The organism is Streptomyces sp. NPDC058985 (genome assembly GCF_042740985.1).
Classification (GTDB): domain Bacteria; phylum Actinomycetota; class Actinomycetes; order Streptomycetales; family Streptomycetaceae; genus Streptomyces.
In genome coordinates, this window is the sequence record NZ_JBHYJX010000058.1 from 12,625 (window position 1) to 38,234 (window position 25,610).

The window sequence follows — 25,610 nt, forward strand, 5'->3', positions numbered from 1 at the left end:
GACCCACAACGCAACGCACCGCGCTACGCGCACCCCCACCCCACCCGCACAGGCCGCCGCAGGCATCGCCGCTACCCCCGCCGCACCACAGCCCCCGCCCCACCCAACGCCCCCCGCTCCGGCGCGATCCCGCCCGGTACCGCGCGCTGCCGCGCCGGCGTGCCCGTCCAGCAGGTGCCCCGGCGGGCCAGCAGCCGCCGCAGCCACAGCTCCAGGGAGACCAGGTCGGCCACCCCGTCCAGCGGCAGCGCCTCGCCCGCCGCCACCGCCCGCACCGCCTTGCGCACCACCCGCGCCTCCACCAGCCCCGCCTGCGCGAGCAACGGCGTGTCGAAGAGGCCGAGCAGCGAGTCCGCGGACATCCGAAGCCCCGCCCGGGACGCCGCCGCGGCCAGCCCCTGCGTGGGCGCACCCCACCCGCTCGGCAGCTCGCTCACCCCCGCCCCCTCCAGCACCGTCCGCAGAATCGACGCCCGCGCCCCCGGCTGCACCCGCAGCGCCTCCGGCAGGGCACGGCACGCGCGCACGACCTGGTTGTCGAGGAACGGCGCGTGCAGCCGCTGGAAGCGGATCTCGGCCGCCTGCTCCAGCACCCGCACGTCCGCGGCCTGCCGCGCCAGCGCCGTACGCGCGCGGAAGTCACCCGGCCGCTGCCCGGGGCCCACCCCCGACCGCTGCGACGAGGTCTGGAGGCGAACCGATACTTCAGCCAGCGCCTCTCCGGTCAGCCACCGCGCCGCCGGCCCGGGCCCGGCCCAGGTCAGCGCGGCCAGGGACGCGTCCATCGCCCCGTCACCGAGCGCCTCGAACCGCCGCCGCAGCAGCCGCTCGGCGAGCACCTCCAGACCCGTCCGGTACGGCGTCCGCGCCAGCCGTCGCGCCGCCCCGTACACGCGCGCGGGGACCAGCACCGACCCGTCGGCCTTGGCCAGTGCCGCGACCGGCCGCACGAGATGGCGCCGTTTGCGGTCCATCAGCAGGTCGGCCAGGCGGGCCGGATGGGCGTCAAGCACCTGCCGCGCCCCGTACCCCGTGAAGTGGTCCGCGCTGCCCGCCGCCAGCCGCGCCCGGTGCCGCGCGGCCGCGACCAGGGACGAGCCCGGTTCGTCGGTGAGCGGCCCGTCCAGGTCGGCGTAGGGCAGCATGTCCTCCCCGCCGGTGACCACCACGTGGTGCAGTCGCGGGTTGGCCGCCAGCGCGCCCGCCCGCGCCAGTTCGGACTCCTGGCCGCCCACGGCGAGGTCGTTGAAGGTGACGGCCAGCAGTCGCTCCCCGGCCCCGGTGCCGTGCCCGAGCACGGTCCCCGGCATCCCCGGCAGCCCGGCGGCCAGCAACGCCAGCGTGCCCGAGGCCGGCCCGCCGGACAGGTCGGCCCCGATCCCCGGAACCGGCATCCCGCGCGCGGCACGCCGTTCCGCGGGCCCCATGCCCGGGACGGGTCCCGGGTCGATGCCGTCGCCGGGGACGTGCCGAGGCGCGGCGAGCCGCGTACGCACGGCCTCGACCAGGGCATCCCGCACCCCGTCCACCGCACGGTCGGGATCGGCCGAGGGCGCCGCGACGGCGAGCGAGGCCACCGGCTCGTACCCGGCGATCTCGCGCGCCCCGGCGCGCAGGATCAGCGCATGCCCCGGCGGAACGCGCTTCACGCCGTCGTAGGGGGTGGAGTCGTCCAGCGCGGCGGGCACGTCGGGCGCGGCGAGCAGCGCGGCGAGGTGGCCGAAGTCGAGGTTGGCCTCGACGAGGTCGGCCAGGGGCAGCGCGGCGGTCGCGTAGGCGGTGCCGCCGGACCAGGGGGTGTGGAACACCGGCCGCGCGCCCGCGAGATCGCCGCAGACGGTGATCCGCCGCCCCACCTGGACGACGGCCGTGTAGCTGCCGGGCCACGCCGTCAGATGCCGGAGGGCGCCGCCGCGCGCGGCGAACAGGGCGACCCGCAGCTGCTCGTCGGAGGCGCCGCAGATGCCGAGGACGGCGATCCGGGTCTGCGGGTCGGCTTCGACGACGCGGACCTCGTCGGGGCGCCAGTCGCCGACCGCCCACAGAGGGTCGGGGTCTCCCCACAACGGCTGGGCGCCGACGGGCTGCACGGTCTCGCCGTCGTACCCGGTGGCGCCGGCGGAGCCGGCCGCGCCGGTGATCCCCGCGGCTCCCACGGCGGCGCTGCTCCACCCCACCAACCACCGCATCGACGCCTCCACAGGCTGGGGACAACCAGTGCACCGTACGAACTGGTTCCCCATGCTGCCATGAAGGGCGCGCCACAGAGCAGCGGCGGAGCCGCACCGACTCCCGTGAATGCGTCCTCGCGGTCACTCGCGCGAGGACGTCAACTCCCCTTCCGCTTCCGCTCGGCGCTCGATCCGTGCTCGATTCGCGCTCCGTCCGCGCTCCGTCCGAGGGCGCGAAAGCGACGCGAATGCGCCCCCGCAACGCGCCGTTTGGCTCCCCCACGCGCCCTCAACTCCCATGGTGAGGACGGATGTACGCCCGAAATACCAGGAACGATTTTCAGCCAAATCGACGACACGCGGACAGACTCGAACACGCTGCGTACAGGCTCCCCGCCCACCCTCCGGCGTTCGGCCCGGGAGGCGGGACTCGCCCCCCGGGCCGGTCCGCCGCCCGCGGGGATGTAGGCGGCGGTGTCCCCCAGCCCACTGGATCCAGTACAGCGGGCCGACCCACGCACCGCCCATGGAATCGCTCCCGAGATGGCCGGAGAAGAGCGCACGGACGGGCGCACGGCCACACACCGGGAGCACGCCGCAACGGACCGTGCACGCACCGCACTTGCGTGCGGACCACAATCCCGCCATCCGGAACAATGCCTCTTAACGCCTGGGATCCGGCGAACTACGCTGGGTTTACGAATGCCGCGTGGTTATGCCAGCGCGGCAGCCGTCTGTGTCGAGGGGTGGCGCATGTCCAGGGAGCAACGCGGGCCGAACGAGAAGCTCGGCGCCGTTCTCGCCCTCGCGGGAATCAGCAACGCAGGACTCGCCCGGCGCGTCAACGACCTCGGCGCCCAACGCGGGTTGACACTTCGCTACGACAAGACGTCGGTGGCGCGCTGGGTGTCGAAGGGGATGGTGCCGCAGGGCGCGGCACCGCACCTCATCGCCGCGGCCATCGGCCAGAAGCTCGGCCGCCCGGTGCCGCTCCACGAGATCGGCCTGGCGGACGCGGATCCCGCCCCCGAAGTGGGCCTCGCCTTCCCACGGGACGTCGGCCAGGCGGTGCGGTCCGCCACCGAGCTGTACCGTCTCGACCTCGCCGGCCGCCGGGCCGGGGGCGGCATCTGGCAGTCGCTGGCCGGTTCCTTCGCGGTGAGCGCGTACGCGACGCCCGCCTCCCGGTGGCTGATAACCCCGGCCGACAGCTCGGTGGCGCGCGACGTGGGCCCGGCCGAGGGCTCCGGCGCACCGCTCAAAGTCGGCCACAGCGATGTGCAGAAACTCCGGGAGGCCGCCGAGGACGCCCGCCGCTGGGACTCCAAGTACGGGGGCGGCGACTGGCGTTCGTCGATGGTCCCCGAGTGCTTACGCGTCGAGGCGGCACCCCTGCTGCTCGGCTCCTACTCCGACGAGGTCGGCCGCGCCCTGTTCGGCGCCTCGGCCGAACTGACCCGGCTGGCCGGGTGGATGGCCTTCGACACCGGTCAGCAGGAGGCGGCCCAGCGGTACTACATCCAGGCCCTGCGCCTGGCCCGCGCGGCGGCCGACGTCCCCCTGGGCGGCTATGTCCTCGCCTCGATGTCCCTGCAGGCCACCTACCGCGGCTTCGGGGACGAGGGCGTGGACCTCGCCCAGGCCGCCCTGGAGCGCAACAGGGGCCTGGCCACGGCACGCACCATGAGCTTCTTCCGCCTGGTGGAGGCCCGGGCCCACGCGCGCGCGGGGGACGCACCGGCGGCCGGCGCCGCACTGAAGGCCGCCGAGAGCTGGCTGGAGCGCGCCCGCCCCGGCGACAGCGACCCGTCGTGGCTGGGTTTCTACTCCTACGACCGGTTCGCCGCCGACGCGGCCGAGTGCTACCGCGACCTGAAGGCGCCACGCCAGGTGCGCCGCTTCACCGAGCAGGCCCTGTCGAAACCGACGGAGGAGTTCGTACGCTCGCACGGCCTCAGGCTCGTCGTCTCGGCGGTGGCCGAGCTGGAGTCGGGCAATCTGGACGCGGCCTGCGAGCAGGGCGTGCGGGCGGTCGAGGTGGCCGGCCGCATCTCCTCGGCCCGCACCACCGAGTACGTGAAGGACCTCCTGCACCGCCTGGAGCCGTACGGCGACGAGCCGCGCGTGGTCGAGCTGCGCGAGCGCGCGCGGCCGCTGCTGGTGACCCCGGCCTGACGCGGCCGGCCGATGCACCGCCGCTTCCGGGTTTGAAGGCATTGTCAGTGGCGCAGTGCACTATCGAAGCCGGGAGGTGGACCGGGAGATGGAACGAGTGTTCGACTGCGATGTGCTGGTGATCGGCGGCGGCATCGTCGGCCTGTCGACGGCGTACGCCATCACGCGCGCCGCCCCGGGCACCCGGGTCACGGTGCTGGAGAAGGAACCGGGCCCCGCCCGGCACCAGACGGGCCGCAACAGCGGCGTCATCCACAGCGGGGTCTACTACCGCCCGGGCTCGCTGAAGGCGCGCTACGCGGTGCGGGGCGCCGCCGAGATGGTCAAGTTCTGCGCCGAGTACGGCATCGACCACGCCGTCACCGGCAAGCTGATCGTCGCCACCGACCGCGCCGAGCTGCCCCGCCTGCACGCCCTCGTCCAGCGCGGCCGGGAGAACGGCATTCCGGTACGCGAGCTGGGCGCCGCCCAGATCCAGGAGTACGAGCCCGAGGTCAGGGGCCTCGCCGCCATACACGTCGGCACCACCGGCATCTGCGACTACGTCGCCGTGGCCCGGCAGCTGGCCCAGGCCTCCGGCGCACAGCTGCGCTACGGCGCCGAGGTGCGGCACATCGACCGCCGCCCCGGCCTCGGCGTCGCCGTCCGCACCCGCTCCGGCGAGGTGCTCCGCGCCCGCGTCCTGGTCAACTGCGGCGGGCTGCACTGCGACGAGATCGCCCGCCTGACCGGCGACGACCCGGGGATGCGCATCGTGCCGTTCCGGGGCGAGTACTACGAGCTGGCCCGTCCCGAGCTGGTGCGGGGACTGGTGTACCCGGTGCCCGACCCGGCGTTCCCGTTCCTCGGGGTCCACCTCACCCGCGGCATCGACGGCGGCGTGCACCTCGGGCCGAACGCGGTGCCGGCGCTGGCCCGCGAGGGGTACGGCTGGGGTGTCGTCCGCCCCCGCGAGCTGGCCGCGACGCTGGCCTGGCCCGGCTCCTGGCACATCGCGCGGCGGCACTGGAGGTACGGCACCGGGGAGCTGCGCCGGTCCCTGTCCAAGGCGGCCTTCACCACCGCCGTGCGCAGACTGCTGCCGTCCGTGACGGAGAGCGACCTGGTCGCGGCGCCGGCCGGCGTGCGGGCCCAGGCGGTGCTGGCCGACGGGACGCTGGTGGACGACTTCCTGATCAAGGAGGGCCCCCACGCGGTGCACGTCCTGAACGCGCCGTCGCCCGCGGCCACCGCGGCCCTGCCGATCGGGCGGGAGGTGGGCCGCAGGGCACTGACCCTGCTGGGAGGCTCGTGAGCCCGGCACGGGCGGGCCGTAAAATTGGGGGCACTGTGTCTGATTTCCCCAGCGCGCCCAGCGCCCCCGACGCCCACCAGCCGGCCGCCACCCACACCGGCGCCTCCCTGAGGCACACCCGCGCCAAGGGGGAGCCGCGCTTCCCGGACGGGCCGAAGGCCGATCCCGCCGGATCGCACTTCGAGCGGCGGATCCGCAGTTTCCAGCCCCGGCGCAGCCGCGTGACGGCCGGCCAGGCGGACGCGCTGCAAAGGCTGTGGCCCCTATGGGGACTGGACATCGACGGGCAGCGCGACCTCGACCTCGGCGAGCTGTTCGGCGACGCGCACCCGGTCGTCCTGGAGATCGGCTTCGGGATGGGCGAGGCCACCGCGCAGATGGCCGAGGCCGACCCCGGCACCAACATCCTCGCCGTGGACGTGCACACCCCGGGCCAGGGCAACCTCCTCGGTCTCGCCGAGCGGAACGGCCTGTCCAACATCCGGGTGGCCAACGGCGACGCGATCATCCTGCTCCGCGAGATGCTCGCCCCCGGCTCGCTCGCCGGACTGCGCGTCTACTTCCCCGACCCGTGGCCGAAGAAGCGGCACCACAAGCGCCGCCTGATCCAGGAGGAGTTCCTGACCCTGGCCGCGGCCCGGCTCGCGCCGGGCGCCTTCGTGCACTGCGCCACCGACTGGGAGCCGTACGCCGAGCAGATGCTCGACGAGCTGACCGCGCACCCCGACTTCGAGAACACCGCCCCGGACGGCGGTTTCGCGCCGCGTCCCGCGCACCGGCCGCTGACCCGTTTCGAGGGCCAGGGACTGGACAAGGGACATGTGGTGAACGACCTGCTCTTCCGCCGCGTACAGCTCCGCGATCCCCACGAGGAGCAGTCCCCCACCGGTTAGGGTCCATGCCGTGGCCAGTCCCCCGTGTCCGACGCGTCAGCCCACGTTCCCGCGTACGCATCCGCACTGGTGGCAGCGGTCCTGGGTGCGGTACGGCGCACTGATCACGCTGCTCGCGCTCTCCGGCCTGGTGATCCTGGCCCTGGTCCGCGAACAGACCGGCACGCGGGGTTTCCTGGTCGGGCTCGGCCTCGCGGTGCTGCCCGTGCCGCTGCTCGTGGCCGCCTTCCGCTGGCTGGACCGGGTCGACCCCGGCCCCTGGCGCAACCTGCTGTTCTGCTTCTCCTGGGGCGCCTGCGCGGCGGCGCTGATAGCGATCGTCGCCAACAGCTTCGCGACCAGATGGATAGCGACCGCCACCGCCGACCCGGCGAGCGCGGACACCCTGGGCGCCACGGTGATAGCACCGGTCGTCGAGGAGTCCGCCAAGGCCGCCGCGGTCCTCCTGGTCTTCCTGTTCCGCAGGCGTGACTTCACCGGCATCGTCGACGGAGTGGTGATCGCCGGGGTCACCGCCACCGGCTTCGCCTTCACCGAGAACATCCTGTACCTCGGCACCGCGTTCGGCACCGACCAGCTCACCGGCGGCAGCGGCATCGCCTCCGTCACCGCGGCGACCTTCTTCGTCCGCGTCGTGATGTCCCCGTTCGCACACCCGCTCTTCACGGTGCTCACCGGCATCGGCTTCGGCATCGCCGCGCTCTCCGCGGGCCGCCACCGCCTGCGCCGCGCTCTGCTCCCGCTGTCCGGCCTGCTGCTCGCGATGGGCGTGCACGCGCTGTGGAACGGCTCGGCCGCGTTCGGCGCGTACGGCTTCTACGCCGTGTACGCGGCGTTCATGGTGCCGGCCTTCGGCCTGCTGACCTGGCTGGTGATCTGGACCCGGCAGCGCGAACTGGGCACCGTACGGGCCGAGCTGCCCGCATATGTCCTGGCCGGGTGGCTGACGCCCGTGGAACCGCAGGCGCTCGGCTCGATGCGGGCCCGCCGCGTCGCCCGGCGGCACGCCCGGCTCCACGGCGGGAAGGAGGCGGCACGCGCGGTGGCCCAGTACGAGGCGTACGCGACCTCGCTGGCGTTCCTGCGGCAGCGCGGCCGCCGGGGCCGGGCGGGGGCCGACTACGCCGTGCGGGAGCGGGAGATGCTGGACGCCCTGTGGCACCGCCGCGGCGCGGCCCGCCCGGCCCTCGACCACGCGGCCCGCTCCACGGCACCGCCCGTACCCCGGCCCGCGCCGCCCTGGGCCCACCCGTACGGGTGGCCGTACGGCCCGTACGGCGGCGGCCCTCCGGCACCGCACCCGGCCCAGACGCCGTACGCGACCCAGACACCGCACCCGGCCCAGGCTCCGTACGCGACCCAGATGCCGTACCCATCCCAGACGCCGCACCCGGCCCAGGTGCCGTACGTCCCGTACGCCCACCCGTACGCACCGCCGGGTCCCCACCCCCACCGCCCCTAGGCGGGCCCCGGCGGCGTCCCGCTCAGGCCGACGCCCGCGTCAGCCGCGCGACCTCGTCGTCCGTCAGGCTCAGCTCCGCCACGCCCAGCAGCGCGGGCAGCTGCTCCACCGTGCGCGCGGACGCGATCGGCGCGGCCACCGTCGGCTGAGCCGCGAGCCAGGCGAGGGCGACTGTGGCGACGGGGGCGTCGTGGGCCTCGGCGATCTCGTCCAGGGCGGCGAGCACCCGCCGGCCGCGCTCGGTCTCCAGGTGCTTGGCGGCACCGCCCGCACGCGGGCTGTCGACGCTCGCGCCGGGCCGGTACTTGCCGGTGAGGAAGCCGGCCGCGAGGGCGTAGTACGGCACGGCGGCCAGTCCCGACCGCTCGGCGAGGTCACGCAGCCCGCCCTCGTAGGTGTCGCGCGAGACCAGGTTGTAGTGCGGCTGGAGGGCGACGTACCGGGCGAGGCCCTCGCGGTCGGAGAACTCCAGGGAGGCCGCGAGCCGCTCGGCGGAGATGTTGGAGGCGGCGATGTGCCGCACCTTGCCCGCCTTCACCAGCTCGTCCAGCGCGCCGATGATCTCCTCGACCGGCACCTCGGGCTTGTCGAAGTGCGTGTAGTAGAGGTCGATGTGATCGGTGCCCAGGCGGCGCAGCGAGGCGTCGGCCGCCGCCTTGATGTTCGCGGCGGACAGGCCCGGGTACTCGGGGTGCTGGCTGACCTTGGTGGCGAGGACGACGTCGTCACGGTTGCCGCGGGCCGCGAACCACTGGCCGAGGACGGTCTCGGACTCGCCGCCGCTGTTGCCGTCGACCCAGGCGGAGTACGAGTCGGCGGTGTCCACGAAGTTGCCGCCGGCCGCCGTGTAGGCGTCCAGGACGGCGAAGGACCGGTCCCGGTCGGCGGTCCAGCCGAAGACGTTGCCGCCGAGGGCGAGGGGGAAGACCTCCAGGTCGGAGGAGCCGAGCTTGCGCAGAGAAGTCATGTAGGGCGTCAACGAACGCACCGGATCAGGTCATTCCGGCACAGACGCAAAAACCCCGCAAACCGGCAGCCCTGACGTCGGGGGGTTGCCGTCAGGACCGCCGGGGACCAGCGGGGTAGCGGAGGGGCCGGTGGCTCAGGGGGTGAGGCCCTTGCTCTGCAGCCAGGCCATCGGGTCGATGCCGGAGCCGCCGCCGGGGTGGACCTCCATGTGGAGGTGGGCGCCGGTGACGTTGCCGGTGGCGCCGACGCGGCCGATGACGTCACCGGTGGTGACCTCCTGGCCGACGCTGACGCTGATCGAGGACTGGTGGGCGTACCAGATCTCGGTGCCGTCATCCAGGGTGAGCACGGTCTTGTAGCCGTACGACCCGTCCCAGCCCGCCGACGTGATGGTGCCGCTGTGCACGGCCTTGAGCAGCGTGCCCGTGGGTGCGGCGAAGTCGAGGCCGGTGTGGTGGCCGGAGGACCAGTAGGCGCCGGCCTGACCGAAGGTCGAGGAGATCGTGTACGAGGAGGTCGGCAGCGTGAACTGCTTGGCCAGCTTGGCGAGGCGCTCGGCCTCGGCCTTCTTCGCGGCCTCCTCCTCCGCCTTCTTCTTGGCGGCGGCGGCCTTGGCCTCGGCCTCCTTCTCCGCCTTGGCGGCGGCTTCCGCGGCCTTCTTCTCGGCGGCCGCGGCGGCCGCGGCTGCGGCCTTGGTCTCGACCTGGGCCTGCTGCTGCTCGGCCTGCGCCATGATCCGGGCCCGCAGGGACTCGCCCGCGCCGGCCGTGTCGGTGCCCTCCGCGGTGTCGGCGGCGGTGGTCACGCCGATGCCGCTGAGCGGGGTGCTGGAACCCTCCGGCTGCGGCTCCTCGTCGGAGATGAGCGAGCCGACGTTGGGCAGGTCCGGCATGGAGATCGACACCGGCGGCTTGCCGGTCTGCGCGCTGGCCATACCGCCCGCGCCGACGGCGGCTATGACACCGACGCCGAGGACGGTGGAGCTGCGGGCGAGTCCGCCACGCTGCTTGGCGACGCGGTGCCGGCCGCGTACGGGGCGGATGGAGTCCTCGGTGGGATTCCACTCCTCCCAAGGGCCCTCTTCGGCGCGGTTGTTCTCGTAGCCGAAGGTGTCGGAGTCGTACCGGTTCGGCACGAACGGGGCCTCGGGGGCAGGCCGGTTGGACGCCACGTGGGCGTACTCCTTTCCTTCCTTTCGCCTACCGGGTTAGCTGACGGGTTCGGAGCAGGAAGGTCTCCTACGGGCGCATGCAGCCGTGTTGCCACGGCGTCAAACGCCCGATTCACCCCAATGTGGTGGTTCCCCGGTTCCCTTGCGGGATTCGGCGCGTGCGCACGGAGCCGCCTTCTGTGACGGCTGGGACGACCGCGCTGCGTTATCGAACGTTAATAGACCCGGGGCCCGGATTCCAAGCTGTTCCTCTTGATCATTAACGAGAACGGGCGGGACGTACCCCTCACGGTCGGTGAAAACCGGGCGAGTTGACCGCGGCTCGGTATTCCCTTTCACAGCACCTTTTTCTGATGGTGCGTCAGTTGTTATGCGGAGGGAGGCCACCCCGTCACGGCTCGTGACAATGATCATGGTCGCCGCGCCGTGGCCGCCGTACGGCGAGCAGCGCCATGTCGTCCGCCATCCCGCCCCCGGAGTGGCGGCGCACGTCGCGGGCGAGGGTGTCGAGCAGCTTCGCCGGGTGGCGGAAGACGCGACCGGCCAGCCGCGCGTACGGATCGTAGAACTCCCCCCGCTCGTCCCGGGCTTCCGACAGCCCGTCGGTGTACAGCAGCAGCGTGGCCCCACCGGGGAAGGCCGTCTCCTCCGCGCGGTCGGGCCACACACCCAGCTCGCCCATGCCCAGCGGCAGCGCCGCCTCCCGGGCGGGCAGCGGTCCCACGGTGCCGTCGCCGTGGAGCAGCAGGGGCGGCGGATGGCCGCGGTTGACGATGCGTACGGTCCCGGTGCCGTGCGGGAGTTCGGCGAGGACGGCGGTGGTGAAACCCTCGAAGGCGTCCAGCCCGTCGCGCCGGGTGCCCTCGCGGGCCAGCGCCCGCTCCAGGCGCTGCGCCACCGCCTCCAGCGTCGCCTCCTGCTCGGCGGCCTCCCGGAAGGCGCCGATCACCACGGCGACGGCGGCCACCGCTCCCATGCCCTTGCCCCGCACGTCCCCCACGATGAGCCGGACGCCGCGCGCGCTGTCCTGCACCGCGTACAGGTCACCGCCGATGAAGGCCCCGGCCTGCGCGGCCTCGTAGCAGGCGGCGATCTCGAAGCCGGCGATCCGCTCGGCCGGCTCGGGCAGGACGGCGCGCTGGGCGGCCTCGGCGATCTCCCGGGCGATGGCGAGGCGCTCGTCGGTACGGCGGACGAAGGCGTTGACGAAGACGGCGAGCGCGGCGACCGTCGCGATGGTGATCAGCTCGGTGAGGGAGTCGACGTAGTGGATGACGCCCTTGCCGATCTGCAGCCCGACCACCGAGGCGACCACGGCGACCCCGGTGAGCGCGGTGCCCCGCCGGGAGTAGATCGGGGCGGCGACCAGCGGCGCGGCGGTGTAGAGGGGACCGGCGGTGAAGTAGCGCGGCGTGAAGATGTCGTACAGGACGGCGACGACGATCAGCAGTACGGGGAGCGAGCGCGCGAGGGCCCGGCCGTAGGACGTGCGCCACGGCCGCGGCTGCCCGACGGGCGGCACGGGCGCCGGCTCGTCGCCGAGGCCCGGGTCGGGCACGGGATCGCCGGGGAGCCGGCCGCCGGCCCTGGCGTACGCTCCCTCGTCCTCCACATCACCTGCCCGCACCACTGGTCTCCCGCCGCCCCCTGTCCGCGCCGCTTGCCGTGCCGTACTCCAGGTTTCCCGCGACGGGGGTGGGCGGCGAGCGGTGAGGGCCGGGCGGGTGAACGCAGCGGGGAGCGCACCGAGGGCCGGAACCCTTTCGGATTCCGGCCCTCGGCCTTCAGTAGCGGGGACAGGATTTGAACCTGCGACCTCTGGGTTATGAGCCCAGCGAGCTACCGAGCTGCTCCACCCCGCGTCGTTGTGTTCACCACTGTACGTCATCCCGGGGGCCGAATGCACATCGGTATCCCTCTATCCCGCCAGGTGGCGGTTGGGCGCCTTCGCCCGCCCTTCGTACTCCGGCAGTACGACGACGGCGGCGCCCCCGGCGGCGAGCACCTCACCGCCGTCCGCCCCGGGCACGAAGGTGTCCGGCTCCCGCCAGGCCGTGACCACCCGACGCACCCCGGCGTCGAGGATCAGCCGGGCACAGGGCGCGGGCCGCGAGGCGCGGTGCGCACAGGGCTCCAGGCTGCTGTACACGGTCGCCCCCGCGAGCCGCGGATCGGAGCGGTCGGCCTTGGCGAGCGCGGCCTCCTCGGCGTGCACGACGGCGTCGCCGCCCTCCCGCGAGTACCCCCGAGCCAGCTCGCTCCCGTCGGCGGCGACCACGACCGCCCCCACGCTGAACGCCGTCCGGGACGGCGGGCACAGCTCCGCCAGCTCGCAGGCGAGCGCCAGCCAGTGCCGGTCGGCGGCGCTCACGCGGTCGCCGGTACCGGGTGCGGTCGGCAGGTACCGCATCAGCACGACGTCCTCGATCCGCCGCGACTCCACCAGCCGCAGCCGCCCGCCCTGGTAGGCGCCGGGCCCGAAGAGCCGGGGCGCGGCCGGGTCGCCGACGAGCAGGGGCGCGAGGACGAGGTGCAGCTCGTCGGCGAGTTCCTGCTGGAGCAGTTGGGTGTGGACGGTCCCGCCCCCCTCCACCATGAGCCGCCGCACCCCGCGCCGGTCGCCCAGGTACTCGAGCACCGCCCGCCAGTGGAGCGAGTCGCCGAGCGGGACGACGACATCGCCGGCGATCCCCAGCGCCCGGGCCCGCCCTGCCCCCTCGTCCGTGGTCACCAGCACCTTCTCCCCACCGGTGTGCCAGAACCGCGCCGCCGGGTCCAGCTCACCGCTGCCGCTGACGGTGACCTTGAGCGGGTACTCGGCCTTCCCGGCCCTGGTCCGGGCGGCCCGCCGCTCGGCGGAGTTCACCAGCAGCCGCGGATTGTCGGCCCGGATCGTCCCGGCCCCGACCAGGATCGCGTCGACCGACGCCCGCACCTCGTCGACCCGGTCGAAGTCGGCGGGGGACGACAGCAGCAGGCGCTCGGGCCCGGTGTCGTCCAGGTAGCCGTCGAGGGAGACGGCGGCGGAGAGGAGGACGTGGGGCAGGGGCATCTCGGGCGCTCCAGTGGGGCGTGTGGACCGGCTGGCCGACCATGAAGGTACTTCGGGCCGGTGGGACGGTCGAACCGCACCGGCTCCGGCGGGCCCCGGCTCCCGGGGATGGCGTCGCCGTGACGCGGGAGCAACCGTTCTCGGACCGGCGCGGTCGGTCCGACGACGGACGGGGCTCACGCCGCCCCGGGGCTCGTGGCCGCCGGCCCGGCGAGAGGCCGGCGCCGGGTACTACAGCGGAACGTCGATCCGACCGGCGAAGGCGTCGATGTCGTCGAGGGCGCTGAGGACCCGGCGGGGGTCCGGGGCCGCGACGACGACCACCACGTCGCAGTCAGCCTCCTCGACCCGCCAGGCATAGCGCACACCCGCGACGATCGTGCGATCCTCCTCCGTCGTCCGCGTGTGGCGCAGGGAACGCAGGCCGGTGCCGAGCCGCTCGGTGGTGAAGTCCTCGACCACCGGCTTCTCCACCAGGTGTGTGTCCTCCGTGGCGACCAGTGCCCGCAGGGTCTCCCCGCGGTCGCCGTCCGCCTCGACGGCGGCCACGAACACGGGCAGGGGCATCAGGCGCGGGTCCGGCAGGTGGAGGTACACGTCGAAGCCGGGGTGGCTGCCCGGGAGCTGCTCGGCGCAGGCTTGCAGGGTGGCGGCCAGGCCCTTGAGGTCCTTGCGGGTCGGTTCGAGGTCGCTGTCCCCCCACCACGCCTCGGACATGTGACGGGCCCACTGCTTGGGTCCTTTCCAGGGGGTCGTCTCCCACGCGTCCGGGAGCTTCATCCACAGGTCGGTGTCGTAGTCCACATGCGGCCAGCTCACGCGCGGCTCCATCGGAAGGTGGTCGTCATCGCGTCGAAGGGTTCCACGAAGAGTCGGCGGTCGCGTCCCCGGGGGCGCCCGTGCCGAGAGCGGAGAAGACGATGCCGATGCCGGAGACGAAGATCGCCGCGAACGGCGAGGGCCGTGGCGACGTGCGGTCAGCCCCAGTCGCCGTTGACCCATGCGAGCAGGCGGGCGCGCTTCTTGTAGGAGCACGGGGCGTGGCCGGTGCCGGACGCGGCGTATGTTTCGGGGCCTCCCCGCAGGTCGTACCCGTAGTCGCTGGGGCCGTACTCGCCGTCGCGGTAGCCGTCCATGTCGTCGGCCCAGTCGAGGATGCCGAAGTCGAGGTCGAGGTTTCCGAGGTACCGGCCGGGGTCGGCGGGTTCCACCTGTGCGAGACGGGCGTCCGCCCCGGCGGAGGGCCGGTCTTCGAGGCAGCCGTCGGAGCGCACGGGCTGACCCAGCCACCATCCGGCCAGGAACACGGCGTACAGCGTGGTGACGGCGCCGAGTCGGCGCGGAGATGTCCAGCCGGGCATCCGGAGCGTCTCCCTACCGCCAGTGGCCGTCGAGCCACGCTCGCAGGCGTGGGCGTTCACTCGTGTCGTCGGTGCAGGCGACGGCGTAGGAGTCGATCGTCACGGACAAGGTGGCCCGGGCGACCCCCACGACGCTGAAGTCCGGATCGGGGTACTGCGTGGGAGCGGACGTCTCCGTGGGTGCGGGCGGCGGAGCGGGAGACGGTTCCGTCCCGTACTCCCCGGCGGCCCCGCCGAGGCCGGCCCGGTCGACGGGGCAATCGGGGGTGACGGGCTGCCCCAGGTACCAGCCGGCGACGAACACGCCGTAGACGACGGCAGCGGCACCGAGCCGGCGCGGGGTGACCCGGCGAGGCGCGTTCACCGGCAGTCCCGGCCAACCGGGCCTGTGGCAAACGACGTTGAGGTCATGCCGCGCAACCTTACCTCCCGGCGTCCGGCGCTGTGCGGCGCCCTTCCCCGGCCCAATCGGGCGCGAGGGCGCCGATGATCAGAAGAAGGAACTGAAGGCAGAAACACACACAATCGTTTCGATGGCGTACACGGGTGGCATAGTCCCCGCACGGAACACAGCCTCCGGTGGCAGCTCGGCCACCGGATCGGCCACCGGATTCCGAGGGGGAATTCATGATCGAAACTGTCACGCTGTCCCTGCTGGGCGGTGCGCTGCTCACCGAGGGAGTCTCGTTCCTCTACGGTCAGGCGGGGGAGTTGCTGAACCGGTGGAGGGACCGGAGGGCCGGGAACGGCACTGTGGCGCCGGAGGACGCGGACACGGCCGGGCCCCGCCGGCTCACCGGCCCACTCGACGGCCCGTTCGACCCCACGCGGGTGGACATGGCGCGGCTGGACGGGCTCGCCGACGCCATCGCCTCCGAGCGGGGCGCGCTGAACGCCTACGCGGAGGGGTTCCGCTCCGTCGGCCCCGAGGACGAGCAGCTGCTGCTGGCGATGGCCCGGCTGCGGACCCTCATGGAGTCCGTCTACGGACAGTCCCTCACCTTCCGAGGAGAGCGGGACCGGCCCGCCACCGGCGCCCGGGTCTCGGTGGACGTGACGCTGGAGGACGTCTACGGCGAGGCCGACATCGCCCGGATCGGCACCGTCGAGAGCGGCGACGTCGATGTGGTCGCCCGGGCCAAGGACGTGAAGCCGGACGGGAAGCTGACCGTCGCGCGCATCGACCGTATCGGTGGCCCCGCGGGAGGCGGCCCCGCCTGACTCCGGCCGGGGAAGCGGCCCGCCGCCCCTTCCCCGGCCCTCGCCGGATCGGCCCGCCTTCTTTCTCCGAACACGTGGAACAGCACGGGGGGTGCTGTCGGATGGATGCTGCCGGACACGCACGAGACGACTTGGTGGACCCGGTCATCGAATGGCTGACGGAACCGGCCGCCGCCGGTGTCCTGCTGCTGCGCGGCCGCCCCGGCAGTGGGAAGACCACCGCGCTGCGGCAGGTCGTGCGCACCGTCGAGGACGATCCGCGGCTGACCCTCGCCTACGGGAGCCTGCGGGACCACGGCGCCGGACTGGTGTCCACGGCGTCCGAGGACGAGGTCGTCAAGGCCACCGCGGGGTTCGCCGCCCAAGGGCTGCCCGAGCAGCTGGGCATCGCCGCGGGTGTGCGCCTCGACGTCGACGTGCGGGTCGAGAACCTGCACGGGAGCCTCGACGTCGCCACCATGGGGCAGGTCGACGTCCACGGCAGCGGATACACCGTCGGCTGGCTGGTCACGGTGCTGAAAGAACGGGCCGCCGTGCTCGGCCGCCACCCCGACCTCACGCTCCCCGTGCTGGTCCTCGTCCTCGACGCCGTCGACGAACTGGAGTGGGAGGCGCCGGAGTTCCACCATCGCGTGGTGCGGGAGCTTCTCAGTCACGCGCAGACGCTGCGCGCGGCGGGCGTCCGCCTGATCCTGTCCGCGCAGACGCTGCACGAGAGCGTCAGCGAAGCGTTCCCGGGCGACGTCCTCGACATCGAGGCCAAGGCGGACGACGAGATCCGGTCCTACGCCCGGGCCCGGCTGGGCACCTCCGACGACCTGAGCCCCGCCGACGTCGACCGACTGGCCCGGGCCATCGCCGTGCGGGCCGACGGGCTGTTCATCGTCGCCGCCGGCTACGTCGACGAGATCCTCGACGGCCAGGTGCCCGACGACCTGTGGGCCCACACGGCCCTGCCCAGTGCTGCCACGTACTTCCGGGACGCGCTGAAGCGCATGTGGGAGCCGGGCAGGTGGATCAGCCAGTCCACCGCCCTGCGCGTCGACACCGAACGGATCCTCTCCGTCCTCGCGGTCACCCGCTCACCCATGGCCTACAACCAGGTCTCCAAGCTGTGGCGCAACGAGCCCCCGCCGGACGGCTCCCGACGATGGGCCAAGGCCCAGGCCTCCGTCCTGGCCGGGCCGGTCCGGCGCTACCTGGCGGTGCAGCGGACCGACGGCGCCGCCGTGTACCGGCTCTTCCACCCCACCGTCCGCGAGGCCGTCCTGAGCGGCGACGCCTCTCGCGAGTCGATCAGCGTCACGTCGGAACGCGCCCGCTACCTCCGGGCGTTGACCCCGCTGTTCCCCGCCGGCACGCCCTGGAACGGGGAGGCGCACCGCTCCGTCGTCCAGGACACGCCGCTGGTCCTGGCCGATCTGCTCGAGGAGCTCATCGCCGACGACCCCTCCGACCCGGACGTGACGGAGTGGCTGGACCGGTGCCGGCTGCTGATCGAGTCCTGGGAGTGGATGGAGTGCTGCCTCGTCTGGCACGACCCGTCCGATCCGGTCCCGCTCGGCTTCTCCGCGATGCGCAAGGGACTCGTACGGCTGGCGGCACCGGCCTCGTCGCTGGACCTGTGGCCGTCCGGCGCGGGGCAGGGGGATGCCGCTGTCCTGCCCCTGCCGACCGGACCGCTACGGGCACCCGCACGGCTGCGGCGACCTGCCGCCGACGCCGCCGACGCCGACCGAGGGGCACCGCGCGGAGGCGTCGGCGGCCGTCGGCCCGGGCACCCCGACGACCGGTACGCGTGGATCGGCCATCCGCTGATCAAGCGAGTGCGCTGGGGCGCCAACTTCCCCGACCGGGACGCCGCACTCGCCCATCTGCGGGCGCTGCGGGAGACCTTCGAGGTGTCGGACGTGCGGGCCGCCGAAGAGCCGCCGGACTCCCTGGTGCTGTGGGTGCGGAACTACCGGGTCAGCACGGACGAACGCCGACTGGGCTACCAGGGCCACTACATGGCGCTCACGCCGAGAACCCGGGGCACGAGGACTGTGGTTCAAGCCGCCAAACGCCCGGAACCCGCCAGGCAGCATCCGCAGAGGAACCACCGTCGGAACAAGCCGCACCCCAACTGGGGCGCCACGCGCTCCCTGCGGGGGGCGGTCGGCAACCCGTCCTCGAGCCGCCCGTGGATCTACGCCTCCCGGGCGGAGGCCGAGGCCCAGCTGAGGTGGCTGCGCGACGCGTACCCGAAGGCCACGAGCGCGCTGCGGAAGGGGCGCCTGGGCCTGCTCGTGTGGGATCCGACGCGAAGCCCGGGCCCCGGCCCGACCCGGCAGACGGCCCTCCACGTGGAGCCGGTCGAAGGCGGGTTCGTCCTGGTGGCGACCTTCGACGAGCAGCCGGCGACGAGGGCCCCGGCCGCACTCGTCCCGGCGGGCGGCACGCCTGCCGACGCGCCCCGGGCAGAGCCTGCCGACGCGCCCCGAGAAGAGCCTGTCCACGGCAAGGAGGAAACCCCGTGAGTGTGCCCCTCGGCCGGCTGGTCGAAGCGCTGGAGACCCAGTCGGGAGCGTTCACGTCCGCTCTGCACCCGGGTTCGGCGGCCTCCCTCGCCCAGCAGCTGCTATACGCCGCCCATGCCGACCCCTCCCTGGCCGACTTCGCGGCGCCCGCCGGGGAGCGGCTGCGGACGACGCGCGACGCGGACGACTCCGAGTCCCGGCCGCCGCAACTGCTGACCCGGTGGGCGGCCGTCTCCACGCGCCCCGCCGTCTGGATGCTCCGTGAGGAGATCTGGGCGATGGCCCCGGACGACGCCGAGCCGCTCCTGTACACCGCCTACGGGGACGGCAAGGTGGTCGCGCTCAGGACTGATGCGCCGCTGGAGGAACCACTGGCCGTGGACCGTATGCCGGACCGGGTCCTGGCCCTCTCCCCGTCCCCGGACGGCTCCATGCTCGCCTCGGGCGACGCGGCCGGTACGGTCAGGGTGAGCGTGCGTCACGACGGACCGCACCCGGTCTGGGTGACACACGACCTGTCCGGTGAGGCTCGCCACACCGAGCAGGTCAACGGCGTGGTGTGGACCGGCGACGGCCGGGTTCTGACGGTGGCCGGTGACGGCCGGGTGATCGTGTGGGACCCGTGGCCCGGCGGCGGCTCGTCCGTGCTGGCCGCTCTCGAGCAGTCCACCATCACCTGCGTCGCGGCCCTCGGCGACACCGTGTGGACCGGCGACGACCGGGGCGAGATACGCGAGTGGTCGCCCAGCACGGGTGGCGGCCGGCTGCTCGCCTCGTACGGCCGGGTCACGCACTTCACCAGCATGGCCGTGGCCCGGGACGGCACCTACCTCTACCTCACCGGCTTCTCGGGGACGGTCGACCGGTGGCGCCTCGGCGTCGACCTCCCGGTCCGCGAACAGGTCGGCTCGGTCCCCGGCAAGCTGTGGAGCCTCGCCCTCAGCCCGGACGGCGCCCGCGTCTTCGCCGGCGACGCGTCGGGCCTCGTCCTGGGCTGGAACACCCACGAGCCGGGCAGCGCACCCGAGTTGGCCGAAGTCCGCCCCAGGGCGGTCAGCGCTCTGGTCCATCCCGCCGCCGCCTCGCTGTACTGCGCCTCACGGGACGGGGGCGTGTCCGTCAGCGACGGCAGCCGCCCCCTGACGGTCCCGGAACCCGGGACCGCTCCGGGCGGAATCTGGCAGTTGGCGGCCACCCCGGACTGCTCCACGGTGCTGCTCGGCGGCACCGGGGGTCTCTACCGCGGCTCACTGACCGAGGAGGGGGCCGTCCGACTCGACGCCCTCGACCCGGCCAATCTTCGCCACGCCGTCCTCCTGGACGGTGGCGAGGAGGCCCTCGTCGTCTCCGGCGAACAGATCGTGCACTGGCAGCTGGCCGACCCACCGCGGCGCACCGTGCTGAAGGACGGCGTGGTGCGGGGCAAGCGCGACGTGACGGCGATGGCCCCGGTGCCGGGAGCCCGGGCCGCAGTGGTCACCCGCGACGACGAGGCCGTGGAGCACTGGGAGTTCTACGGTCAGCCGGGCGCCGTCTCCGCCGATGTGCGGACGGTCGGGTACCACATGGGGGGACGCATCGGCGCGGTGGCCGTCTCGCCACGCGGCAACTGGGCGGTGACCGCCAACGACACGGTGAGCGTGATGCGCTGGAACCTGGCACGCGACGGGGGCGCCCGCTTCATCGGGGTCCACGACAGCAAGGTCATGGCCCTGGCCGTCACCGCGGACGGCGGCCATGTGGCGACGGGGGACAAGTCAGGCAGGCTGGCGGTCTGGGACGCCGAGAGCGGCGTCCTGTTCACGGAGTTGCTCCCGGTCCGGCCGGAGGGCCGTGGCGTGCGCGGCGTGACGGTGGCACGCGACGGGACGTGGCTCGCGTGCTTCACGGACAGCGGCGACGTCTGCGCCTGGGCGTGGCCCGACTCGCCGGACAGCGTCCCCGCCGTCCTGTTTCCCGGGGAGCAGCCGTGGCGGGCGGCGGCCGTCGACGGCGGACTGCTGATCAGCGACCGGCGGGCCGGGCTCACCCTCGTCGACGTCGTACCACCGCCCCGCCCCAGCACGGCTCCGGACGTTCTCGAATCGGACCGCACCCTGCTGATCGTGGACCAGTGGGGGCTTCGCGAGATGCTCAAGATGCACCGCAGCCGCGTGGTCGACTTCGACGCCCTGAGTCTGTGGCTGAGCGCGGGTGAGCCCTGCGTGCGCCTCTTCACCTGCCCCGACCTGGACAAGCTGTCCGCGCTGCGGGGCGTGGCGAAGAGGTCGGGCTGGGCGGTCCGCGACGTGCCGGTGGACCGGCCCGGTCAGCTGCGGATGCTCTCCGATCTCGTCCGGGCCCAGCCCCCGGCCCGCCATGTGGTGCTGCTCTCCGACGCGCCGGAGTTCCGGCGGCTGCGCGTGGAACGAGGGTCGGTGCTCTCGGTGGTCGACAGAGTGTCGGAGGCCGTACTGCAGTAGGCCGCCGAGACGTTCCGCCGGCCTGACGAGCGGGACGAACTAGACGAACGGGACCCCGGCTCGTTGCTGCGCCGAGCCGGGGTCCGGGCGGTAGGCCCTGTGGGACTCGAACCCACAACCAATGGATTAAAAGTCCACTGCTCTGCCAATTGAGCTAAGGGCCCAGGGGGTACCACGCGGTGCTGCGTGATGTTGCCACACCGAGCATAGCCCGCCGCGGCCGGGACGCCGATCGGGTATCGGGGTCCCGGCCGCGTCGGAGGGCGGTGGGAGCGCCGGGCTACGGGTCCACCGGCTCGGGGGCGTTCGCGCGGGCGGCCGCGCGGGCTCGGGTGCGGGCGTGGTCGGGGTTGAGGAACCAGTGGCGGGCCGAGGCCAGCCACCAGGTCGCCGCGAAGCCGAGGACGACCAGGACGGCGATCGGCGCGTAGTTGAAGGTCTCCCAGGTGACCGGGGAGACCTGGGGCAGCATGAACAGGACCGTGATGACGCCGACCCACCCCACCGCGACCACGCCGATCACCCGGGACCAGCGGCCCAGGTGCCACGGCCCGCGCTCGAAGGCGTCGCCCTTGCGGACCCGCAGCAGGGTCGGGATGACGTACGCGATGTAGAGGCCGATGACGGCGATCGACGTCACCGCCGCGTACGCCGTGACGTTGATCAGGTACGGCAGGCCGAGGGCCAGCGCGGCCAGGGCCGCCAGCCAGACCGCCGCGACCGGCGTGCGGGTGCGCGGGTTCACGGTGTGCCAGACGTGGGAGAAGGGCAGCGCGCCGTCGCGGGAGAAGGCGTAGATCATGCGGCTGTTCGCCGTCACCGACGCCATCCCGCAGAACAGCTGCGCCCCGATGACGACCAGCAGCAGCAGCTTGCCCGCGGTGGCGCCGAGCGCGTCCAGGAGGATCTGGGCGGGCGGCGCGCCGGTCGGGGAGTTGAGGGCGCCCTCGTAGGACTGGATGGCGAAGGTGAAGCCGAGGAGGAGGACGAAACCGGCGATCCACGACGTCCAGATGGAGCGGACGATGCCCTTCGGTCCGGCCGTGGACGCGTCGTGCGTCTCCTCCGTCATGTGGGCGGAGGCGTCGTAGCCGGTGAAGGTGTACTGGGCCATCAGCAGGCCGATCAGGACGACGTAGACGCCGCTGCCCCAGCCGGTGTTGTTGACGAACTCGCCGAAGACGAACGACGCCGACTGGTGCCGGTCGGGGGCGAAGGTCAGCGCGCCGACGATGACCGCGACGCCGAGGACGTGCCACCAGACGCTGACGCTGTTCAGCAGGCCGACGATGCGGACGCCGAAGGTGTTCAGCAGGCCGTGGAGGACGAGGATGGCCGCGAAGAGGAGGATCGTGCGGGCCGGTGTGACCTCGAAGTCGAACTGCAGGTTCAGGTACGCGCCCAGGAAGGACGCGGCTCCGAAATCGATGCCGGCGGTCACCGCGACCTGGCCCAGCACGTTGAACCAGCCCGTGAACCACGCCCAGGCCGCCGCCGTACGGGGCGGCGCCAGGCGGTGCGCCCAGAAGTACAGGCCCGCCGAGGTCGGGTACGCCGAGCAGATCTCGGCCATCGCCAGGCCGACGAAGAGGGTCATCAGGCCGACGGCGACCCAGCCCCACGTGATGACGGCGGGGCCGCCCGTGTTCATGCCGAAGAGGTACAGGGTCAGGCAGCCGGAGAGGACCGAGATGATGGTGAAGGAGACCGCGTAGTTGGAGAACGCCGACATGCGACGGGCCAGAACCTGGGTGTAGCCGAGCTGGGCCAGCCGTTCCTCGTCCGACAGCCCACTCACTTTGGCGTCATCTGTCATGCCCCCAGCAATTCCCTCGGGGCGGGCGTGACATGCGTCACCCTGTGGCCGAAACGAGAGCGCCGTGGCCCCCACCCGTCAGGGCAGGGGCCACGGCGCGTACGGACGTTCAGGCGTCAGCCGTTGCGCTTCCAGCGGGGCTTGTCGTCACGGCGGCCGAAGGACGAACCGGACGAACCGCGGTGGTCGTCACGGCGGCCGTACGGACGGTCGTGGCCGCCGGAGCGGAAGCCGGGACGGTCGCCCTGGCGGTCGCGGTTGAACGGGCGGTCGCTGCCGCGGTGCCCGCCGCGCTCACCGCGGTCGTCGCGGCGGAAGCCGCCGCGGTCGTCACGACGGTCGAAGGAACGGCCACCCCGGTCGTCACGGCGGAAGCCACCGCGGTCGTTGCGGTCACCGCGGTCGTCGCGGCGGTCGAAGGAGCGGCCACCCCGGTCGTCGCGGCGGTCGTCGCGGCGGAAGCCACCGCGGTCGTCACGACGGTCGAAGGAACGGCCACCCCGGTCGTCACGACGGTCGTCGCGGCGGAAGCCGCCACGGTCGTCACGACGGTCGAAGGAACGGCCACCCCGGTCGTCACGACGGTCGTCCCGGCGGAAACCGCCACGGTCACCGCGGTCGTCACGGCGCTCGAAGGAACGGCCACCCCGGTCGTCGCGGCGGTCGTCACGGCGGTCGCCGCGGTCGGCGAAGCGGTCGCGGCCTGCCGGGGCGCCGCGCTCCGGCTTCTCCACCTTCTCCACGTCACGTGCGCCGGGCTGCTCGGGCAGCGAGACCTCGGTCGCGGCCGCGGCCACCTCGGCCAGCACCGTCTCCGGGTCCTCGCCCCGCTCCCGCGCGACCCTGGCGACCAGTCGGTCCGCGTCCTCGCGCAGCTCGGTGGCGCGGCGCTGGGCCCGCTCCAGCTCCTTGGTGAGCTGGGCGACCTCGCGCTCGGCCTGCTGCGCGGCGTTGCCCGCCGACTCGGCCTGGACCTCGGTCATCGACCGGGCCCCGGTGATCTCGGCGACCTCCGGCTCGAAGGCCGCGCCGCCCTGGATGATGTGGCGCGTGGCGTCGACGCCCGCGTCCTCCATCAGCCGGAAGATCTGGCGGCGCTGGTGCGGCAGGGAGAGCGAGACCACGGTGCCGGTGCGGCCGGCGCGGGCCGTACGGCCGGCGCGGTGCAGGTAGTCCTTGTGGTCGCCGGCCGGGTCCACGTTCAGGACCAGGTCGATGCCGTCGACGTGGATGCCGCGGGCGGCGACGTCGGTGGCGACCAGGACGTTGACGTAGCCGTCCTTGAAGTCGGCCAGCGTGCGGGTGCGCGCGCCCTGGGTCATGCCGCCGTGCAGCGCGTCCGCCTTGGCGCCCGCGTCGCGCAGCTGCTCGGCGACGCGGTCGGCGCCCAGCTGGGTGCGGACGAAGATGATGGTGCGGCCCTTGCGGGAGGCGATGGCCGCGGTGACCGGCGCCTTGTCCTTGGGCTTCACGACCAGGATGTGGTGCGACATGGTCGTCACGGCGCCCTGGGCGGCGTCGACCTCGTGGCTGACCGGGTTGTTGAGGTACCGGTCGACCAGGGTCTTGATCTCGTTCTCCATGGTCGCGGAGAACAGCATCCGCTGGCCGCCCGCCGGGACCTGGTCGAGCAGCTCGGTGACCTCGGGCATGAAGCCCAGGTCGGACATCTGGTCGGCCTCGTCGAGAACGGCGATCTGCACGTTCTCCAGGGAGCAGGCGCCGCGGTTGATGATGTCGCGCAGGCGACCCGGGGTGGCGACCAGGATGTCGACGCCGCGCTCGAGGGCGTAGATCTGGTTGCCCATCGAGGTGCCGCCGCAGACGACCTTCATCTTCAGGCCGAGGACGTCGCCGTACGGCTGGAGCGCGTCGGCGACCTGCATGGCCAGCTCACGGGTCGGGGTGAGGATGACGGCGCGCGGCTTGTGCTTCTCGGTGCGGCCGCCGGCCAGCGTGGCCAGGGTCGGCAGACCGAAGGAGAGGGTCTTGCCGGAGCCGGTGCGGCCCCGGCCGAGGATGTCCTTGCCCGCCAGCGCGTCCGGAATGGTCGCGGCCTGGATGGGGAAGGGGGTGGTCACGCCGTTCTGCGCGAGCTTGCGCACGACGCCCTCGGGCAGGCCCAGCTCGGCGAAGGTCACCTCGGGGGCCGCGGGGGTCTCGGCGGCCTCTACGGCCTCCGTCGCGCCCTCGACGCCTTCGGCGTTCTCGGGCATGACGGCGTGATCGGTACTGGTCATGGACATGCGAATGCGAAACCTTCCGGAGTCTCTCGTCGGCACGCGCCCGTCAACTCCGTGAATCGCGATTCGCAATACGACCGCCTCAATGCGGTCCACCACGGCAGGGGGAGAGAACGCGCCACACGGCGCGCTCTGCGGTGGCGCCGGGCAAATGGGATCAAACGATCTACCACCATACGCACCTCACACCCCCGAAGGCAAACCGGCCCGCGATGCCCAGGTCAGCCGGGGGATGAGGCTAGGCCGGCGCACCGGCGGCGGGTGCCGGTTCCCGCTGCGCGAGCTGGGTCCCCGGCGGTTCGTGCGCCGACGAGGAGGGCTCCGCCACCGTCGGCTCCGGGGCCGGGGTCGTCGGCGGCTGCTCGGTCGGCGTCGGCTCCGGTTCCACGGTCCGGGAGGGCTCCGCGGGCGGCGTCCAGGTGGGCCCCGGCCCGGCGCCCCCGCCCTTCGGCGGCGGGGTCCCGGGTGCGCCTTCCTCCGGCCGCTCGGACGCGGACCCGGCCTTCCCCTTCGCGTCCCCGGCCTTCCCCTTGCCGTCGCCCTTCGCCCCGTCCTTGGCCCGCTTGCCCTTGCCGTCCCTCTTGCCGCCGGCCGCCGCGTCGTGTCCGGCGCTCCCGCCCGGGCCCGCGGGGCCGCCCTCGGGCGCCTCGCCGCCCCGCTCACCGGCGGAGTGCGACGGCCTGACGCCCCCTCCGGACTCGTCGTCGCCGACGCTCATGCAGCCGGTGGCGGCGACGACGGCCATGGCCGTGGCGGCCAGACGGACGGGTACGTACAAGGGGCGCACGGGCGGCCACCTCC

Annotated in this window: 18 protein-coding genes, 2 tRNA genes and 1 riboswitch; of the genes, 7 read left to right on the plus strand and 13 right to left on the minus strand. The window is 73.5% G+C overall.

Going from position 1 to position 25,610, the window contains the following annotated elements; genetic code table 11:
* Positions 1 to 71 precede the first annotated feature (71 nt).
* The gene (locus tag ACFW01_RS34005; RefSeq protein WP_384510082.1) at positions 72 to 2,189 is read right to left on the minus strand and encodes an asparagine synthase-related protein; all 2,118 of its coding nucleotides are present in this window, start codon (positions 2,187 to 2,189) and stop codon (positions 72 to 74) included.
* 735 nt (positions 2,190 to 2,924) lie between these two features.
* On the opposite strand from ACFW01_RS34005, the gene ACFW01_RS34010 reads away from it, so the two are divergent.
* From ACFW01_RS34010 to ACFW01_RS34025, 4 genes are all read left to right on the plus strand, one after another.
* Entirely contained in the window at positions 2,925 to 4,346 is a 1,422-nt protein-coding gene (locus ACFW01_RS34010; protein ID WP_234956199.1) for an MFS transporter, read from the plus strand.
* Between the two features lie 88 nt (positions 4,347 to 4,434).
* A complete protein-coding gene (gene lhgO / locus ACFW01_RS34015; RefSeq protein WP_384510085.1) occupies positions 4,435 to 5,640 on the plus strand; it encodes an L-2-hydroxyglutarate oxidase in 1,206 nt (401 codons plus the stop codon).
* Between the two features lie 35 nt (positions 5,641 to 5,675).
* Entirely contained in the window at positions 5,676 to 6,533 is an 858-nt protein-coding gene (gene trmB / locus ACFW01_RS34020) for a tRNA (guanosine(46)-N7)-methyltransferase TrmB (protein WP_384510087.1), read from the plus strand.
* 10 nt (positions 6,534 to 6,543) lie between these two features.
* The gene (locus tag ACFW01_RS34025) at positions 6,544 to 7,995 is read left to right on the plus strand and encodes a PrsW family glutamic-type intramembrane protease (protein ID WP_384510089.1); all 1,452 of its coding nucleotides are present in this window, start codon (positions 6,544 to 6,546) and stop codon (positions 7,993 to 7,995) included.
* A gap of 22 nt (positions 7,996 to 8,017) precedes the next feature.
* On the opposite strand, the gene ACFW01_RS34030 is transcribed toward ACFW01_RS34025, so the two are convergent.
* The 8 genes from ACFW01_RS34030 to ACFW01_RS34065 form a co-directional block, all read right to left on the minus strand.
* Positions 8,018 to 8,962, minus strand: a complete 945-nt coding sequence (locus ACFW01_RS34030; RefSeq protein ID WP_384510091.1) for an aldo/keto reductase — start codon at positions 8,960 to 8,962, stop codon at positions 8,018 to 8,020.
* A 135-nt stretch (positions 8,963 to 9,097) separates the two neighbouring features.
* A complete protein-coding gene (locus tag ACFW01_RS34035; protein ID WP_384510093.1) occupies positions 9,098 to 10,135 on the minus strand; it encodes a M23 family metallopeptidase in 1,038 nt (345 codons plus the stop codon).
* A gap of 11 nt (positions 10,136 to 10,146) precedes the next feature.
* A riboswitch (cyclic di-AMP (ydaO/yuaA leader) is annotated at positions 10,147 to 10,302 on the minus strand.
* A 224-nt stretch (positions 10,303 to 10,526) separates the two neighbouring features.
* Entirely contained in the window at positions 10,527 to 11,747 is a 1,221-nt protein-coding gene (locus tag ACFW01_RS34040; RefSeq protein WP_384510096.1) for a PP2C family protein-serine/threonine phosphatase, read from the minus strand.
* 176 nt (positions 11,748 to 11,923) lie between these two features.
* Positions 11,924 to 11,997: transfer RNA gene (locus ACFW01_RS34045), tRNA-Met, on the minus strand.
* A 56-nt stretch (positions 11,998 to 12,053) separates the two neighbouring features.
* The gene (locus ACFW01_RS34050) at positions 12,054 to 13,187 is read right to left on the minus strand and encodes a dihydrofolate reductase family protein (protein WP_384510099.1); all 1,134 of its coding nucleotides are present in this window, start codon (positions 13,185 to 13,187) and stop codon (positions 12,054 to 12,056) included.
* 231 nt (positions 13,188 to 13,418) lie between these two features.
* Positions 13,419 to 14,006: a hypothetical protein gene (locus tag ACFW01_RS34055; protein WP_234956212.1), complete on the minus strand. Its 588-nt coding sequence runs from the start codon at positions 14,004 to 14,006 to the stop codon at positions 13,419 to 13,421.
* A gap of 158 nt (positions 14,007 to 14,164) precedes the next feature.
* On the minus strand, positions 14,165 to 14,548 hold the full coding sequence (locus tag ACFW01_RS34060; RefSeq protein WP_384510102.1) for a hypothetical protein: 384 nt from the start codon (positions 14,546 to 14,548) through the stop codon (positions 14,165 to 14,167).
* 13 nt (positions 14,549 to 14,561) lie between these two features.
* Complete coding sequence (locus ACFW01_RS34065; RefSeq protein WP_234956216.1) at positions 14,562 to 14,912, minus strand: hypothetical protein; 351 nt, start codon at positions 14,910 to 14,912, stop codon at positions 14,562 to 14,564.
* 263 nt (positions 14,913 to 15,175) lie between these two features.
* On the opposite strand from ACFW01_RS34065, the gene ACFW01_RS34070 reads away from it, so the two are divergent.
* From ACFW01_RS34070 to ACFW01_RS34080, 3 genes are all read left to right on the plus strand, one after another.
* Positions 15,176 to 15,769: a hypothetical protein gene (locus tag ACFW01_RS34070; protein ID WP_384510105.1), complete on the plus strand. Its 594-nt coding sequence runs from the start codon at positions 15,176 to 15,178 to the stop codon at positions 15,767 to 15,769.
* A 101-nt stretch (positions 15,770 to 15,870) separates the two neighbouring features.
* Entirely contained in the window at positions 15,871 to 18,288 is a 2,418-nt protein-coding gene (locus ACFW01_RS34075) for a hypothetical protein (protein WP_384510108.1), read from the plus strand.
* Positions 18,285 to 20,750 (plus strand): WD40 repeat domain-containing protein, encoded by a 2,466-nt coding sequence (locus ACFW01_RS34080; protein ID WP_384510111.1) that lies wholly within the window; start codon positions 18,285 to 18,287, stop codon positions 20,748 to 20,750. Before ACFW01_RS34075 ends, ACFW01_RS34080 begins: the two co-directional genes overlap by 4 nt.
* Positions 20,751 to 20,841: 91 nt before the next feature.
* Here the strand turns inward: ACFW01_RS34080 and ACFW01_RS34085 are convergent.
* The 4 genes from ACFW01_RS34085 to ACFW01_RS34100 all read right to left on the minus strand — a co-directional run bounded on the left by ACFW01_RS34085 (position 20,842) and on the right by ACFW01_RS34100 (position 25,596).
* Positions 20,842 to 20,914: transfer RNA gene (locus tag ACFW01_RS34085), tRNA-Lys, on the minus strand.
* Between the two features lie 116 nt (positions 20,915 to 21,030).
* The gene (locus ACFW01_RS34090) at positions 21,031 to 22,566 is read right to left on the minus strand and encodes an amino acid permease (RefSeq protein ID WP_384510114.1); all 1,536 of its coding nucleotides are present in this window, start codon (positions 22,564 to 22,566) and stop codon (positions 21,031 to 21,033) included.
* 116 nt (positions 22,567 to 22,682) lie between these two features.
* Positions 22,683 to 24,812: a DEAD/DEAH box helicase gene (locus tag ACFW01_RS34095; RefSeq protein WP_384510117.1), complete on the minus strand. Its 2,130-nt coding sequence runs from the start codon at positions 24,810 to 24,812 to the stop codon at positions 22,683 to 22,685.
* Positions 24,813 to 25,047: 235 nt separating this feature from the next.
* The gene (locus ACFW01_RS34100) at positions 25,048 to 25,596 is read right to left on the minus strand and encodes a hypothetical protein (protein ID WP_234956228.1); all 549 of its coding nucleotides are present in this window, start codon (positions 25,594 to 25,596) and stop codon (positions 25,048 to 25,050) included.
* Positions 25,597 to 25,610: the final 14 nt, after the last annotated feature.

Bases quoted from the DNA above. Each gene is read 5' to 3' on its own strand.
- ACFW01_RS34005 (WP_384510082.1), bottom strand. From the start codon at position 2,189: ATGCGGTGGTTGGTGGGGTGGAGCAGCGCCGCCGTGGGAGCCGCGGGG.
- ACFW01_RS34010 (WP_234956199.1), top strand. From the start codon at position 2,925: ATGTCCAGGGAGCAACGCGGGCCGAACGAGAAGCTCGGCGCCGTTCTC.
- lhgO (WP_384510085.1), top strand. From the start codon at position 4,435: ATGGAACGAGTGTTCGACTGCGATGTGCTGGTGATCGGCGGCGGCATC.
- ACFW01_RS34030 (WP_384510091.1), bottom strand. From the start codon at position 8,962: ATGACTTCTCTGCGCAAGCTCGGCTCCTCCGACCTGGAGGTCTTCCCC.
- ACFW01_RS34050 (WP_384510099.1), bottom strand. From the start codon at position 13,187: ATGCCCCTGCCCCACGTCCTCCTCTCCGCCGCCGTCTCCCTCGACGGC.
- ACFW01_RS34060 (WP_384510102.1), bottom strand. From the start codon at position 14,548: ATGCCCGGCTGGACATCTCCGCGCCGACTCGGCGCCGTCACCACGCTG.
- ACFW01_RS34070 (WP_384510105.1), top strand. From the start codon at position 15,176: ATGATCGAAACTGTCACGCTGTCCCTGCTGGGCGGTGCGCTGCTCACC.
- ACFW01_RS34075 (WP_384510108.1), top strand. From the start codon at position 15,871: ATGGATGCTGCCGGACACGCACGAGACGACTTGGTGGACCCGGTCATC.
- ACFW01_RS34090 (WP_384510114.1), bottom strand. From the start codon at position 22,566: ATGACAGATGACGCCAAAGTGAGTGGGCTGTCGGACGAGGAACGGCTG.
- ACFW01_RS34095 (WP_384510117.1), bottom strand. From the start codon at position 24,812: ATGTCCATGACCAGTACCGATCACGCCGTCATGCCCGAGAACGCCGAA.